General features: G+C 43.7%; 15 protein-coding genes. 8 read left to right on the forward strand and 7 right to left on the reverse strand.

Going from position 1 to position 15825, the window contains the following annotated elements; genetic code table 11:
* Positions 1–3 precede the first annotated feature (3 nt).
* Positions 4–567, forward strand: coding sequence for an RNA polymerase sigma factor (locus D7V92_RS10505; RefSeq protein ID WP_008773926.1), 564 nt, complete (start codon positions 4–6; stop codon positions 565–567).
* Between the two features lie 2 nt (positions 568–569).
* Positions 570–947: a hypothetical protein gene (locus D7V92_RS10510; protein WP_226769929.1), complete on the forward strand. Its 378-nt coding sequence runs from the start codon at positions 570–572 to the stop codon at positions 945–947.
* A gap of 46 nt (positions 948–993) precedes the next feature.
* Here the strand turns inward: D7V92_RS10510 and D7V92_RS10515 are convergent, their stop codons facing one another.
* From D7V92_RS10515 to D7V92_RS10545, 7 genes are all read right to left on the reverse strand, one after another.
* Positions 994–2079, reverse strand: a complete 1086-nt coding sequence (locus D7V92_RS10515) for a DUF4097 family beta strand repeat-containing protein (protein ID WP_121772840.1) — start codon at positions 2077–2079, stop codon at positions 994–996.
* 25 nt (positions 2080–2104) lie between these two features.
* Positions 2105–2641, reverse strand: a complete 537-nt coding sequence (locus D7V92_RS10520; protein ID WP_121772841.1) for a hypothetical protein — start codon at positions 2639–2641, stop codon at positions 2105–2107.
* A 2-nt stretch (positions 2642–2643) separates the two neighbouring features.
* Positions 2644–3174, reverse strand: a complete 531-nt coding sequence (locus tag D7V92_RS10525) for an RNA polymerase sigma factor (RefSeq protein WP_005861098.1) — start codon at positions 3172–3174, stop codon at positions 2644–2646.
* 131 nt (positions 3175–3305) lie between these two features.
* Positions 3306–4067 carry a NigD-like protein gene (locus D7V92_RS10530; RefSeq protein ID WP_005861100.1) on the reverse strand — a complete coding sequence of 254 codons (762 nt, stop codon included), beginning with the start codon at positions 4065–4067 and terminating at the stop codon, positions 3306–3308.
* A 94-nt stretch (positions 4068–4161) separates the two neighbouring features.
* Entirely contained in the window at positions 4162–5295 is a 1134-nt protein-coding gene (lpxB, locus tag D7V92_RS10535; protein ID WP_121772842.1) for a lipid-A-disaccharide synthase, read from the reverse strand.
* Between the two features lie 24 nt (positions 5296–5319).
* Positions 5320–6087 (reverse strand): 5'/3'-nucleotidase SurE, encoded by a 768-nt coding sequence (gene surE / locus D7V92_RS10540; protein WP_005861104.1) that lies wholly within the window; start codon positions 6085–6087, stop codon positions 5320–5322.
* Between the two features lie 125 nt (positions 6088–6212).
* On the reverse strand, positions 6213–7130 hold the full coding sequence (locus D7V92_RS10545) for an Rpn family recombination-promoting nuclease/putative transposase (RefSeq protein WP_121772843.1): 918 nt from the start codon (positions 7128–7130) through the stop codon (positions 6213–6215).
* A gap of 1040 nt (positions 7131–8170) precedes the next feature.
* On the opposite strand from D7V92_RS10545, the gene D7V92_RS10550 reads away from it, so the two are divergent.
* The 6 genes from D7V92_RS10550 to D7V92_RS10575 all read left to right on the forward strand — a co-directional run bounded on the left by D7V92_RS10550 (position 8171) and on the right by D7V92_RS10575 (position 15814).
* Entirely contained in the window at positions 8171–11692 is a 3522-nt protein-coding gene (locus tag D7V92_RS10550; protein WP_121772844.1) for a DUF6383 domain-containing protein, read from the forward strand.
* A 223-nt stretch (positions 11693–11915) separates the two neighbouring features.
* Entirely contained in the window at positions 11916–13175 is a 1260-nt protein-coding gene (locus D7V92_RS10555; RefSeq protein WP_008780660.1) for a sialidase family protein, read from the forward strand.
* Positions 13176–13186: 11 nt separating this feature from the next.
* Positions 13187–14008: a manno-octulosonate cytidylyltransferase gene (locus D7V92_RS10560; protein WP_011966922.1), complete on the forward strand. Its 822-nt coding sequence runs from the start codon at positions 13187–13189 to the stop codon at positions 14006–14008.
* A complete protein-coding gene (locus D7V92_RS10565) occupies positions 13986–14654 on the forward strand; it encodes an AAA family ATPase (protein ID WP_034532113.1) in 669 nt (222 codons plus the stop codon). Before D7V92_RS10560 ends, D7V92_RS10565 begins: the two co-directional genes overlap by 23 nt.
* On the forward strand, positions 14630–15325 hold the full coding sequence (locus D7V92_RS10570; protein WP_121772845.1) for a histidine phosphatase family protein: 696 nt from the start codon (positions 14630–14632) through the stop codon (positions 15323–15325). The genes D7V92_RS10565 and D7V92_RS10570 overlap by 25 nt, the downstream gene beginning before the upstream one ends.
* A 6-nt stretch (positions 15326–15331) precedes the next feature.
* Positions 15332–15814, forward strand: a complete 483-nt coding sequence (locus D7V92_RS10575) for a hypothetical protein (RefSeq protein WP_005861117.1) — start codon at positions 15332–15334, stop codon at positions 15812–15814.
* Positions 15815–15825: the final 11 nt, after the last annotated feature.

The raw sequence follows: 15825 nt of genomic DNA on the forward strand, positions 1-15825 counted from the left end.
CGGATGGATGAGCGAAAGTGGATAGAACGTATTTTGGCAGGGGACACGCAAAGTTTCTCCTGCCTTGTCGCGAAGTATGAGAAGATGGCTTATACCATCGCTCTTCGTATCTTGGAAAATCGCGAGGAGGCAGAAGAGGCCGTACAGGATGCGTTCGTGAAGATGTATCGTGCTCTTTCCGATTTTCATTTCGATAGTAAGTTCTCAACATGGTTTTATAGGATCGTGTATCGTACGGCGTTGACGGCCTTGAGACAACAGCGTATGTTCGTGAGTTATGAGGAGGCGGGCCCTGTAGACCTTTCGAATGACGAGGTTGAATCGGCTACGGCTTTATTAGAGCGTGAGGACCGGAAAGAGATGATCGCACGTACGCTGAAAAAGCTTCCGGCTGATGAGGCCTTGTTGCTTACTCTTTATTATTTGGAGGAATGCTCGGTGGAAGAGATCTGTCAGATCACTGAATTGAGCGCTTCTAATGTGAAAGTAAAACTATTCCGTGGGCGGAAACGGTTTTATGAAGTGTTGCAAGATAAAATGAAATTAGAGACAGCTGATTTGTTATGAATATGAATGAGAAAGATATTGATCATTTGACACGTAAGTTGATGCGAGGGACGGCGGAACAACCTTCGGCCTCATTAAACTCCCGTATTATGGCATTGATTATACAAGAGAAGAAGCGGGTATATAAGTACTATATCAAGAAACGATTTACACCTGTAGGCATTTTTAGCATATTTGTCGCTTATATGCTTGTGTTAGTAGGCATCTTGTATTTGGTTAAGCTTTCTCCGGGCGGGGCGGAAACGGTTTTAGGCTCTTTGCGAGCCTATTTCCCGATTGTTTTAACGATTGCTTCCGGGATCTCTTGTTTCTTCCTGTTTACACAACTCGATAACTGGTTGAAGAGAGAAGAGATACGCCGGCAAAACACCTCAAAATAAAAATATCCGGTTGTAGAGACGGGGCACGCCCCGTCTCTACAACCGATTAATTGGCCTTGACTTTTAGATTTCCGTAACGATTTCCTTCGAAGTGAATCGTCGGTTGCTTTCCACCATTAATCTCATAGGTGTAATTCTTGTCACGATCCTCATCGTCAAAATGCTTGCGGGTGATATTGAAACCGTTCACGTCGCAGCTTGAATACTTCATGTTCTCCGCTACTATCCGGAAAGAAGTTTTTGCGGGAAGCGCTACCTCTAAATTCCCATAATGGGATTCTACGTTCACCTTCGAGAAAGAGGGAGACAAGTTCCGTATCTTTAAGTTACTATAGCTAAGGCTACTTACATTCAATGCATCCTTAAGGGTCCCGATTTTAGCGTCGCTGTACTTAATCTCCATGTCTAGTCTGCTTACGCTTTCAATGGTGAGATTACCATATTTAATCTCCATGCGTAAAGATTGTATATCCTGTATATCCAGATTGGAATATTTGCTGTCTATCGTTAAATCTTTAGCGTTGCGAATCTTGGCGGTTCCTACGTAGCCCAGATCCAGTTGGGCGTCCTGCAGATTTCCTACCTCGATGTTACCATATTTGGCCTCTATCATTGCGTTGGCTGTGAAATTACCCGCATTCAGGTTGCCGTATTTTACATGGATATCCATGTTGCCGTTATTATCGCTTGGCAAGTTGATGTTTCCGTATTTCTGGTTCAAGTCTGCGGCGAGCTTAGGAGGCATCTGGATATAATAATTGATCGTCATGGACTCATTATTCGAATTGCTATTCATCTCCTTCTTTATCGTAGTGACCGCTGAGACAATACCACCTATCTTCTTGGTCTCGATTTGGATACGGTCCAAGTTCTCTTGAGCACGTTCCTCGCTGCGAGCCTTACATTCTACCTCAACCCGTATAGCTACCGTATTCTGATTCCAGTGGGTAACGGTGATGTTTCCATAACGGTTTTCTACTTGGAGACGATCACCGGCGCTTACGCTGTAGGATTGGGATATCTCTTTTTTCTTGATCTTCTCTTGTGGCCTAGCTATTACCGATAGATTGCATAGCAGCAATACGAAAGTCAGCAATACGGCGGGACTCAATTTTACGTGTGTCGTGTTCATGATTGATATGTATTAATTGTTATTACTATTTCTGATTATCCGTGACTTGTTCCATTTGCTTAAGCATCAGCGTGAGGCCCTCCAAGCTATTGCTGTAATGTTGGGTCATGGCGAAAAGACCGTCGTTGGAACAAGGCAAGGTAGGGAGTATCGTTTCCTCGAACATATAATTATCCGTGAGGATCCGTTTGCTCTCTTGCAATAACTCCTCCGCTCCCGGTGTCCGGTCCTGTTTATACAACTTCTTCATTTGCGCCAATACGTCGTTCATTTGCATATTGTAATATAGGCGTAGTTCCTCGATCTCCTCTTGGGTCTCGCAGGTCTGGGCCGTGGTCTTTTGCGCGGGTTCCGGCAGACCGGTCCCTCCCGGCAAGCGGAATAAGAGCAACAAAGCGATAGAGGCAGCTATGGCAAAGGCCGATAGGCTGTATAGGGCCGCACGGTTCTTCCGTGGTTTCAGCAGCTTTTGCTCGAAACGTTCGAAGTGGCCTTCGGGAAGCATCTCATCTTCCTCGAATGCGTCACGGTTTGCGTCTATGAAATTCTTTAGTTTATCCATGTTTAATTGGCTGCTATAATGTCTAACAATTTCCGCTTAGCGCGTAGGTACTGGCTACGGACGCTTGGCGGTTGAATTTTCAGGATAGAGGCGATCTCTTCCATATCATATCCCTCAAAGAGGTAAAGCGAGAGGATTATGCGGTAGCCTGCCGGCAACTTCTTGGTAGCTTCCTTTATCTGTGCCACGGAATATTGGATTTCTTCCTCGTCCGGTCCGTCCGTTTCCGGTTCGGCCAGATTGTCGGAAAGCTCCTCTTGGTCCGGTGCTTGGCGGCGTACATAATCGATGGCCGTATGGATGGCGATGCGATGCATCCATGCCTCAAAGCATTGCCCGTCATGATATTGGTCCAAGCGTGTGAAGATCTTGAGGAACGAGTCCTGCATGGCTTCTTCCGCCTCGGATGAGTTGCCTACGATACGCAAGCAGGCTATATACAATCGCTGTGCGTATTGTTTGTACAACTTCAGTTGCGAGCTCCGGTCTCCCCGGCGGCAACCCTCGATCAGATGTTCGGTTACTTTGTCCATTTGTTTATATAAACGAGAGTGATGCCTTGACCGTTGCATCTTGTAGCGTAAAAATACAAAAAAAGAAAGGCATCATCTCGACGCCTCTCCTCCTGAACTAAATGATAAAAATAAAAGTTATGTGGGAAGGTTTATTTCATGTCCGTTATATTGGAGATACTATCGTTCGTATAGCCTTGCGAAGTATCCTCCATTTTGGTCTTATCCGAATTATATTTTAATTTATAAGCCTGTTTCCCTTCGGAAGTCCAATAGTTTACGACAAGATCGACCGTCTCTCCTTTGGTATCCGGCAAGGAAGACAAATTGAACGCCACACGTCCGGCCCCGATCGTATATTGGGGATCATCGTAAGCGTTATGCCTAAACTCCAGCGTATAAGGATCATTCTCGGCATCCGGTTGGATCAGGTTGATAAAGTGGGCGGTCTTGCCTCCCCAGAGTGTCTCGAAATAGATATTCAAATATCCGTCTCCGATCCACATATTATTGTTATAAATACTTACCGGGTCCGTACCATAGATAGAATCATTAGCCGCTCCCTCGTTCTTAGCGATGGATTTCGTAAGGATGTTATGGATCGCATTCACCTTGATATAGTGGGAGAAACCTCCTAGGTTACTTTGGGTGGAATCCGCCAATATCGTGAAGTTAACCAAGGCACGTTGGTTAGGCTTCGGCTGATAGTTCGGATAGTTCGTGGCGGCGGGCCATAGCTTATCCCCGTCATCCAGCCGTAAGTAATATACGTTATTGCCTTCCGGTACTACGGTAGCGACCGCTATCCAGATATCACCTAAAGAATACGAGTTATCGTCATCTAAGCAAGAGGGTAGGGTGAGGGATACTAAAGCGATCCCGATAACCAATAAAAAAGCTCTCAACGTCTTCATTCCTTTTGTTTCTTAAAAAGTTCACATTTCATCGTTCTATGAAGAAAGATGTAAGTTCGGGGTGAAATGCTGCAAAAGACGTTAATAAAAGATGTTAAGAACCAAGGGATTCAACGATTAGCCGTGCCGTACGCTTTGAAGCCCCGGGCATTCCTAGCGTATGGATAATCTTGTCGTATCCGTCTAGCATTCGTTTTCGATAGGCTGGATCTTGTAGGATGCGTCCTAGCTCGTCTTGTATTTGCGATTCGGAGAAGCGGGCTCCGAATAGTTCTTGTACGATCTCCCGTCCCCCGATCAGGTTCACGAGGGATATGTATTTCGTATGGAAGAAATGCTTGAAAATAAAGCTGGCCAACTGTCCGGCTACGACGTAGTAGCAAACGACTTGCGGAACCCGGAACAGGGCGGTTTCCAAGGTTGCCGTGCCGGAGGTTACCAAGGCGGCGGCACTATGTTGTAGCAAGGGATAGGTTTTACTGAACACGATCTTGGCAGGATAAGAGCCTATGTATTCTTGATAGTAGGCAGGATCGATGCCTGGTGCTCCGGCTATTACCGGCTGGTAGTCGGGATATGCGGAGGCTACTTTCAGCATGGTCGGTAAATTATCCTTGATCTCTTGTTTGCGGCTACCGGATAGCAAGGCGAGGATAGGCTTGTTGGCCAATCCTTCCTCTTTGATAAATGTATCTTTGGGGATCGCTTGATGCTCCTTGTAATAGGCTACGGAGTCTACAGAAGGATTTCCTACGTAATCTACCGAATAATTAAGCTTCCGGAAAAACTCGGTCTCGAACGGCAGGATGCAGAACATACGATCTACATAACGCCGGAAGTCCCTGATGCGGTATTGTTTCCAGGCCCATATCTTGGGGGATATATAGTAATATACCGGGAGACCCAATTGGGTTTTCACATATTTGGCGATCTTCAGGTTGAATCCCGGGTAGTCAATTAAGATGACGACATCTGGTTGATAGCGGCGGATATCCTCTTGGCACGTCTTCATGTTATTTAAGATGGTGCGCAAGTTCAGCAATACCGGGATAAAGCCCATGAACGCCATTTCCCGGTAATGTTTGACAAGGGTTCCTCCGACGGCTCTCATCAGATCGCCGCCCAGAAAGCGGAACTCGGCCTTCGGGTCATTCTCTTTCAGGGCTGCCATCAAATTCGAGGCGTGCAGGTCTCCGGAGGCTTCTCCGGCTATCAGGTAATACTTCATGAATTGAAAATTGAGAATTGAGAATTAAAGGATCCAGTTGTTTAGGGTGGCCATGAAGTCGTAGTCCGTAACGTCAATCTTGCAGGGGACTAGGGAGGCGTATCCGCTGTCCAGCGCAAGCATATCATTGTCCGGGTGGATGGGTTTGGCACTTTCGAAAGCTCCTGTCAACCAGAATACGGGCTCTCCGCTGGCGTTCTCGGAACGCTTGAATTCACGTACCCAACGACCATCCGCTTGGCGACAAACTTTCAACCCTTTCACTTGCGGTAGCTTCGGCACGTTGAGGTTTAAGTAGGTTCCGTGCGGTAAGCCTTCTTTTAATACCCGGCGTGCCAGCATACGTCCAAGACGGCAGCATTCGGAGAAGTCGGCATCGGCCGCATGGTCCAGTAAGGATACACCCATGGAAGGGACGTTGAAAATACAGCCCTCGGCGGTGGCACCCATCGTTCCGGAATAATTTACGCAGATAGCCATATTCCCCCCGTGGTTGATACCGGAGACTAACAGATCGGGCTTGCGCTCCATAACCTCATTAATCGCTAATTTAACGCAATCAACCGGTGTCCCGGTGCAACTATAGATGGTAAGTCCTTCCTCCTTTTTCAACAAGGTATACTTGATAGGAACTAAGGATGTAATGGCACTACCCATCCCGGAACGAGGTCCATCAGGAGCGAATACCACCAAATCGCCTAGATCTTTCAGGCACTCAATCAATTCGTTAATACCTTTGGCCCATACGCCATCATCATTCGTGATCAGAATCAACGGTCTCTCGTTTGTCATATCGTTTTATCCTTATAGTTGTCGTACAAAGGTAACAATAATTTGCGAACAATGGTTGGGGTGTGAGGGGTGGGAGTTGTCCTTTCGCCTAATCAGTTGTTGATCAGGCGAAAGGTCTCAGATTATTATAGTTTCTCTATTTCTTCTATGGAGAGGCCGGTGGCAAAGGCGATTTGCTCTATACTAACTCCTAATTTCTTAAGATTAAGTGCTATGGAGTGTTTCTCTTCCTGTCGTCCTTCAGCTTTTCCTTTTTGCAAACCTTTCTGTAGCCCTTCCTCCAATCCTTTTTGCAATCCTTTTTCCATGCCTTTCTCGACGGCGAAGTCCAAGGTGTTGTAATAATCATTATACATCTTCCACTCCGCCTCGTACTGCGCCCGTTGTTTGGGGGTGAGGTTCGCCATGGATCCGATGCGTTCCAACCGCTCGAATATGGCCTTGCGTGCCTTGAATGGCATTCTGTCTAATGTGTCCATATGCTTTAGTACATAAATCCAACGTTCAAAATCAGTCTCGCATTCTTCCTCCTCTTTGTTGAATCGGGGAAGCTCAATATAGATCTGGCGGAACTTGGGGTTGAATACCTGTCCGGTCTCTCGGTCCGCCAGCACGATGTCCCTTCGGAACTTTCCTTCGTTCCTGTTATTGTTTGGCCTGTTCTTCTCATCCAGCGTGAAGTTCAAGAAGAAGACACCGTACACGGCCGCCAGCTCATAGTCCCATGTTCCCTTTATCCCCTGTTCCACCACCGAGTGCGAGAGGTAATACAAGGCCCTGTCTTTGAAGTGGGGCTGTTCCCTGTTCTGCATCTCGATTATGATCCGCTCGCCTTTGTCGGTCTCGCAATGGATGTCAAAGATGACTTTCCTACCTTGCTCTGTCTCGGGCAATCGCTCATTGTTCATGATTCTCAAGTCCTTGATCGTATGCTCCCCTTCGAGGAGGTCGTTCAGGAACTCAATTAAAATGTCCTTGTCCATTTCCCTACCGAATATATGCTTGAAGCCGAAATCGGTGAAGGGATTGATAAATTTTCCCATAGTGTTTATAGGTTTTAGTGATTAATAATGAATAATAGTATAATAAGACGGGGCACCCTGTCTTCCGGTTGTAAAGATACTACTTTTTTAATAGGATAGGCTTCGTTTTAGCTTTTAAGAAAACACGTACGAGTTTTTTCGGAAACACGTACATGTTTTTCGAAAAACTCGTACGTGTTTTTTGAGAGGCATAATGTAACTACTTTAAATACCGGATCAGCCGATAAATCGTGGGGATAATTTTCTTGAATGTATATTCCACCAAGGGATAGTATGGCCAGGCACTACACGATCTGATCATTTCATATTCGTGAAGAGATCTTTTCACCTACGTGATACAATCGTTTCGCATAGGTGAAAAGATTGTATCACAACCGTGAAACGATTTCATGGGCAGATAGAGCAAGCTACTGCCGATAATGTTTGTATTAAATAGAAAGGCTCAACGGTAACAACTCTTCGTAGGCATCTCTGCGCTCCCTTTCACATCCTTCACAACATATCACTGACATAAAGCAAGTTGGCCGACGTGAAACGTGTGATAAACAAATTGAAGTGTAGATAAAAGTACATTGCGAGATTATCCTCACTATTTATCGGGTGAGCCTGAAAAAGTCGATTCTCCGGGAGTTAAGAATACAAAATGTCAAAGTGTTACTTTGATATAGATATACAATGTACGCATGTACATTAGTATATGATAGTAAAATTTGTATGATTAATAAATGCTTTTCTAGTATAGAAACGACTAGTTTAAACGATCGATTCTTTTAGTCATTTGCAAAGGTACGCGTTTCTTCGGTACTTGCAACCCTTCCAGACGATTTTTTTATCGCTTATTCTCTTTCTTATCAATAGGATAGGTTATCCTTCACGAAACAAGCGATTCCTTCAACGAACCTCCCGTTTCGACGCTCAAAAAACGCAAGATTTAGACGATCGTTTAGACTAGTCGTTTTTAATGGCAAACGACGATTTTCAATTAGTCTAACAGGTTGATTATCTTAATAAACACTAGTATTAATATTAATTTATTTATTATGAACAAAAAGATTTCTACGCTTCTTGCCGGTGTAATGCTGGCATCTGCGTTCTCTGTCAATGCTGCGATGGAGAATGGCAAATCTTATTTGCTGAAGAGCGGAAGTAGTTATTTGTCCGCTAAGACAGATAAGACTTCTGCTGATTATGGCAAACTTGTGTACGGCTCACTTAACACTAGCGATTTGAGTGAAGTTGTTGCCGGTACTTGGAAAGTTTCAACAAAGACTACTTCTGGAGCTGTTGTCTACACCTTCGTAAATAAGGTGACAGGAATGACATTGGCTGTTGATCCTACTTTGGCGAAAACCGCGACCAACGGTCTTTCTGGTGATGTGACATTAGGCAGTGGTACGGTTTCTGAATGGGCATTCGATGCTAGTAACCACATGTATTCTTACTTCAAATCGGACTCAATCGTTTTCTTTGATAATACGGGTGCCCTGAACAAAGGTAAGATTGCGGACTTGTCTGCTGCTTTGGCTGTTACAGAAGATGTAATAAGCACTCCTATTCCAATAAGTGCAGATGATTTAAATACATTGATGTGGTCTGTTGATTCTAAAGACAATTATTTTGCGTTGAATATGGACCCTGAAGTGTCAAAAGGCAAGGCGAATCATTTGACAGCGACAGGACTTCAAGCGGTTAGTGCTGGTAGTGGTTATGTTCAATTGAAAGCTAAGGACAAAAAGGCGGATGACAAACAATTGTATGTAGTTGTCGATACGGCTTATTATGAAGGAACTGAGACTAGCGGTCAGTTGTTGAAATATACCTATGACGTATTAAACGCAGACAATCGCTTGACTGGTTCTTATAAGTTCAAGTTCACTTATAATGTGAAAGAAGACAAACTCTATGTTCAAGTAGCGGAAGTTGCGGATAAATTAGTGAAAGCATCGGGTCAAACTGACGAGCAGTTTGCGAAGGATATCAAAGACAATAATAATAATTCTTATTGGTCTAATCAAGGAAAAACTGTAACGACAAGATCTGACAAGTACATCTACATGGCTAAATTGGACGGTACGAATGTGTTGACACTGAATACGAATGAGACGGATGGTGGTACTCCTACCTTTGCTTCACAGAATATTACGGTTAAGACTTCTGCTGACTATAGTAGCCTTACATTAACTACGATTCCTTCTGGTGTATACTTGATCCAGTATAAGGCTGGTGGTTCTTACAATACAGAAAAGGTAGGTTCTTATGTATTCGCTAATTTGGCTGGTTATTTCGGTTGGGCTGCTCAAGCTCGTAACCAAGAGTTCAAGCATATGCCGGCTGCTCAATGGGTAGTAGAGAAGAAAGGTACATCTTCTATTGCGCCGATCTCAATTACGAACCGTGAGTTCTCTGATGATAGCTATAAGACTTCTTATCAAATTCCTTCTGATATGCAATTATTCGCAGTAGAGGGTAGTGCTAATGAGGTATTCTATTTTAATGGAAACCAAAAGGATACGGTTAGCTTTATTAAAGTTGACGAGGATCTTGTAAAGGATGCTAAACTGGGATATAAGTATGTATCAGAAAATGAAGCTAAGGTTCAAACTTATCTGTTTAACTATTTGCATGGATTGGCATTAGATAAATATCTTAATGTTCCGTCAGGGAAGGATTCTATTGTACGTGTAGATGAGACTGGAGCTAAAGCAAGTTTCCGCTTACAAGTGGTTGTTAAAGACGATAAGTATGGTTATGGCGATGGTTTGGTAAGAAATGTTTACCGTATCACGGACGGAAAAGGCCGTTATTTGACTTATGACGGGACAACGAAGAAGTATATGATGAAGACTTATCCTACTGATTATTTCTTGAAAGAGAATAATGATATCGAAGGAAAAGAATATTATACTTTGGTTGAGGCTAATTTGCGTAATACATCTATGACACAGGCGCAAGCACAGGCATGGTATCCAGAATGGTGTAAGGGTATGGTTGTCGCAGATGCAATGACTATCGAGGAGCAATATACTCCGGAGGGAGGATCTGCTACTTATGTGACTGTTGGCGGAACCTCTTATTTGGCTTATCCGGGTTCTTCTGATATTGTTGCTGTAGCGATGTATGATAAAGACGGCCAACGATTGGTAGATGATAATAGTAAGGTAGACTACTATACTTATCAGAATGTTAATGGTAAGATTGCGTTGAAGAAAGTAGGAGCTGCTCAATATGCCTCTAGAAATTACGCTTCAGTGAAGGTCTCTGTTGACGACAATACGTTGGATTTGACTCGTGGCTCTTTGGATGATAAATTCTATAGCAATCAAGAGATTCGTACATCTGCTTTTGCCGTAGCAATGGATGATTCTCCTTTGTATCGTCGCTTCAACAACGCCGCTCTAGGTGAGAATGTAAATGACGGTCCTGATAGCTTGACATTCGTTGAGAGCGTTCGTAATGAGTACTTAATGGATGAGTGGAACCCGAACTTGACTACGGAAACTGTTGATTACGCTGGTATCTGGAATAAGGATAAGGCTGAGGGTAAATTAGCGTTCCGTATTGATACGGCTTGGTTGAATCGTGGTCTTGGAAATATCAAACCTCAATATTTGATCTCTGTGGCTCGTGACGACCAAGAGGGTGTTGAGACAGTTCCTTGTACAGAGGCTGGTCCTCACGTTGACGCTAACGGTAACATTACAACAGATCCTTCTAAGTGTGTTCATGCTCAACATGGTCGTGCTGGCTTTGCTTATGGCAAATACTTGGTTAACTTCTCAGACTCTGCCCAAGCGTTCATCGATAGAGAGGCTAAGGTTAATCCTTATATGTTCACAACGAATTCTAGTGCTAATAGCAGCTATACCCGTGTAGGTTTTGTTAAGGCTATCCATGCTGGTGACAGCTTGTTCGTATTGACAAATGGTTTCGAGAATGTAGAACCGGCTAAGTTAGATACGGCGACAATCATCGCTAACTATAAGAAAGCTAAGCTGGAAAACTTCATCGTAGACTTGGTTGGTGACAAACATAAGAATGTAACTTGGTCATTCCGTTATATTAACCCGGATAAGGCTGGTGCCGTAACAGAAGAAGGTGCAGAGAACGCATTCTTGTTCGAGTCTAATGTTTATGGCGAGAAAGATCAAAATTATAGAACCGTAAATGGTGACGCTGATCGTGCTATCGCTCCGACATATGCTGCCGCATGGTTGAAAATGCATAATGGTTGTTTGGTACTGACAGATATCAATTCACAGTTCTCTTCCGCAAAGACCAATGGTGATGGCGCATTAATCTTTAATGTCGCTCAGAAGGATGAAGAAGATATGGTTACATCTAATGATAACATCAACAATGTTGAAGGTGTATCTGTAGTAGCTGGTAATGGTACTGTAACTATCCAAGGCGCCGCTGGTAAATCAGTAGTTATCTCTAACATCTTAGGTAAGGTAGTCGCTGAGACGGTTCTTACATCTGATAACGCAACAATTACCGTACCTGCCGGTATCGTAGCTGTAGCTGTTGATGGTGAGGAAGCTGTTAAAGTGGTTGTTAAATAATTAAACAAATAGATAGGTCAAGAGATGGGGATTCCCCCATCTCTTCCTTTAAGAAGATATTTATAATTCTGAAATTCCCGTGTGGAGATAGATTCTTCAAGTACACCGCGATGGTAGAACATGCGGGAGTATTAATACTAAAGTAATAAATTAAAAGCTCAGGTCACGAGAACTTCTGTGAAGAAATGTCGTGACCTTTTTTTGTACTCTTAAATCTCGTGCTATGCTTATATCTACTCAAGAAACATTGATCTATAAATCAATTAGTCCGGAAGACATTTATTGTTATACTCCCGGAATCACCGTGACTTCGACGGGACGCTTGGTCGTGACTTTCGACTTGGGCGGCAAGGGGGTAAAAGAAATCTATGCTTCTTCGCAGCTGTATACGGAAAGGACAAGACGGTTAGGTATCGGTAAGATTTTTGTATCGGACGACCAAGGCGCTAGTTGGTGTTTTATCTCGGATTTTAATTTTTGGCATGCCCGCCCTTTTTGTATAGGGGAAAAGATATATATCATAGGAAACGCAGGCGATTTATGTATTATATGCTCGGAAGATGATGGGAATACGTGGAGCGTTCCCTCGTTTCTCTCCCAAGGTGAGAAATGGCATTCTTCTGCCTGTAATGTTCTTTTCGCTAACGAGCGGGTTTACTTGGCGATGGAACAGCGTTTTTATAACTCGGAGATAGAAGGCTGGAATGTGGCGGGTTTGAGCCCTACCTTGCTATCTTGCTCTATTCACGATGATTTACTGGATGCGTCTTCTTGGCGACGTTCCGATCCTTTTGTTTTCAGGGATAAAGTACATTTCCCGGAAGGGGTTGGCATTCCTTTTTACGAGTCATTGACCAATAAGCCGCTAGAATTGGCTCCCGGTCGTTTTAATGCGCCCACTGGATGGCTGGAGGCTCAAGTGGTTCAAATAAAGGATAAACATCATATTTGGTATGATCCGGAGGGGAAAACGTTCCATATGTTTCTTCGTGCGCATACCGGAGGGATTGGATACGCTTGTTTATTAAAAGTGAGGGAAGATAAGAACGGCCAGATGGTAACCGGCTTTCAAGAGACTCCTTCCGGACAGACCTTGCTTTTCTTGCCCTTTCCCGGTGGCCATTTGAAATTCTTTATAGTGTATGATGAGATATCCCGGTTGTATTGGATGGCATCCAATCAATCTTTCGATTCTATGCGGACGATAAGCTCATTACCTGAGACTTCCCGGTATGGACTCCCGAATAATGAGAGGCATCGTTTACAATTATTATTCTCGAAGAATTGTGTGGACTGGTGTATGGCTGGGATGATCGCTTGCCAAGGGAATGAATTATATTCAAGAAATTATCCTTCGTTATGTATCGTAGGTGAGGATATGCACGTGGTTTGCCGTGCGGCGGATGATCATACAAAGGACCCTCAATACTCTGATTGTATTACATATTATAAAATTAAACGGTTTAGAATGTTAATCTATTAAATGAAGTGATTATGGAAAAAGTACTGATTGTAATACCGGCTCGATATGGTTCAAGCCGGTTGCCGGGTAAGCCTTTGGTTAAGATTAAAGGTATAGAGATGATAAAACGGGTCTCGGATATAGCGGATTTTGTATGTCGCAAAAATGAGTCTTGTTCTTATTTGGTAGCTACGGATGATGAGCGCATCGTCTCGTTTTGCGAATCCCGGGAGATTCCGGTGATGATGACTTCCACGAATTGTAAAAGTGGTACGGAACGTTGCTATGAGGCGGCAAGGAAACAGGACACCAATCCCGGACTGATAATAAATCTGCAAGGCGATAATCCCACGTGTCCTCCTTGGATCTTGCAAGATCTGATCGATACATGGAGAAAGGAGAAGGCGGATGTCCTTACCGCCTCGGTCTTGTTGGGATGGAGCGAATACGATCAATTACTGGCGATGAAAAAGGAAACCCCTTATTCTGGCACGACGGTATTGGTGGATCGGCTGGGATATGCCTTAGCTTTCTCGAAACAAACCATACCCGCTATCCGTAAGGAGGATCAGGCTAGGGATCTTTTGCCTAAAAGCCCTGTCAGGCGGCATGTGGGTTTATATGCGTATAGCGGTCGAGCCCTTGAGTCTTATTTCTCATTACCTCCGTCTGTGTATGAACGCTCTTATATAGAAGGATTGGAACAGATGCGTTTCTTAGAGAATGGTATCAAAATGAGGGTCGTAGACGTTGATTATCGGGGACGTGAGACAACAAGCGGGGTTGATTCTCCGGAAGATGTTAAACGGGTTGAGGAAATACTTGAGAAATATGGAGAGTTTGATCTTTCGTGACTTGGAAGGAATCGTAGATTCTATTTTATTTCCTTACCATACTTTGGAGGAAGTTCTACCTCCTGGCTGTGAGGCTGGTCCGGTATGGATGGAATTTGCCTGTTGGGTAGACAGCCAAAAGGTGGATATACGGGCATCGGAATCACCCTTATTCTTGAATATATGTGGTATACCCGCATCCGGTAAATCGTATTGGGCGGAGAAATGGCTATCAGAGAATGGACCTTGTTTGCATATCGCTTTCGACGCTATCATGGAGGCATTATCCGGGTATCAAGCGGATTACTCGCTAGATAGGGAGAAAGCGTTCTTACGTTGGGAACTTCCTGCTCGTTTTTTAGGTTACCGTCTTCTTTTGTTGGGATTGAGGAATGGGTGGCCTATTTTATTTGAACATAGTAATGCGTTGAGAGAACATGTGGATTTGTATAAGAAGATAAAGAGTCTTGGATATCGGATTCATATGGTGTGCATCGATGCGACACCAGAAATGGTTATCAAAAGATTGGCTCGGAGGAATCGTTTTTTCCCGGAGGAGCAAGTAAAAAAACGTTGGGATTGCTTGATAGATTTGTTACCTGAATATCAAAAAATAGTAGATGACTTTAAATTAATACAACCATGGAAAAATGTAGAAAACTTGTGATCGTACGGCATGGTAATACGTTTCGTGCGGGAGAGACTCCGACTCGGGTTGGAGCTAGAACTGATTTGCCTCTGGTAGAGGAGGAACGAGCTAGATCTGCGGGACGTTATTTACGTGAAAAGGGGATTGTGATCGACAAGGTGATTTCGGCCCCCTTAAAACGCACATTGGAGACCGCTAACTATATCTTGGAGGAAATGAATGTGGATTTGCCTATCATTCAAGACTTACGTCTTAAAGAGATTGATTATGGGCCGGATGAGAATATGGTAGAAGATCATGTAATAAAACGTTTGGGATCTCTCTATTTAGAAAAGGAGGGAATGGACCGGAAAGACCTAACGGAAGATCGGATCGTGGAAAGGGGACTTTCCGTGATCGCCCAATGGAATGAGAAGGCTGTGGTACCGTTAGGATGGAACGTAGATGTAGAGAAACTGATAAGCGGTTGGCAGGATTTGGCGGCTAGTATCCCTGATGGTGAGACTTGGTTACTAGTCTCTTCCAATGGAGTGATGCGTTTCTCCCCCTATATTTTGGGAGATTATGAGGATTTCTGTGCGACACATGATATTAAGGTCCCGACAGGCGGGGTTTGTATATTTGATTGCGAGGGTGATCATTGGAGGTGTACGGATTGGGGAATAAAGGCTTATAAACTCTTTAAATGATAAATCATGGAAGATATATGGAATATAACAGCTTTGGTGGTTAGTGTATTAAGTGTGCTTTTGTCTCTTTATGCTTTAAGACAGGCTACCACTAAAAATACCTCGGATATGTATCTGTTCTTTATCTCACAATACGCGAAGGAGGATATGAAATTGGCTTTACGTAAATTGAAAGATATAAAGCGGGGGGTATATCGGTTGGAACAATGGGAGAGTGATATGAAAAATAATTTGCCGAAAGCCTTTGAGTATGACGAGGCGAGACGTTTGGTGAAATATTTTTATGATACTTTAGCCTATATGAAGTTAGAGAAACTGATAGAGGCACGTTTCGTAAGATTGATTTGCTTGAAGAAAGGAGCATGGCTTTATCTGGATACAGTCGAAGCCATGGAAAAGTTTTTTGACAGTGGCTATGATAAAAAGCCATATGCGGTTATTCGGGATGTATGCGAAAATTTACGAAAAGAAGGGTGTTGTCCTCCTTAGTTCATTATTTT

This window comes from Parabacteroides sp. CH2-D42-20 (assembly GCF_003670185.1).
Classification (GTDB): Bacteria; Bacteroidota; Bacteroidia; order Bacteroidales; family Tannerellaceae; genus Parabacteroides; species Parabacteroides distasonis.